Source organism: Telluria sp. AZSoR62, from assembly GCF_058111565.1.
Genome location: NZ_JBYTST010000372.1, coordinates 1 through 262 on the forward strand (window position 1 = coordinate 1; position 262 = coordinate 262).

Genomic DNA, 262 nt, shown 5'->3' on the forward strand with positions numbered 1-262 from the left:
GTGCAGTGGCATCGGCACTTTGCCGACCATGATCGGTTCGATGTTTTCCAGCCCACTTTTGCGGCGTTCACGGTTGGTTTGGGCGTTACGTCTACGGACTTTGCTGTCCACGTAGTGCCAATTTCGCATGCGAGAACCGCGCAAATGCTCAATGAACCGTTCGCCACGGAACCCATCGTCGCAATACTCATTGAGGTAGTAGACCAGGGCACCGGCCACCACGGAGGTGGCCACCGTGCATCCGGCCATGATTGGGTTCTGT

At 56.9% G+C, this 262-nt stretch carries 1 pseudogene; it reads right to left on the bottom strand.

The features are described 5' to 3' along the window. Positions 1-234, bottom strand: a pseudogene (locus tag AC3XQU_RS24140) (type IV secretion system DNA-binding domain-containing protein); the annotation flags it as partial. Positions 235-262: the final 28 nt, after the last annotated feature.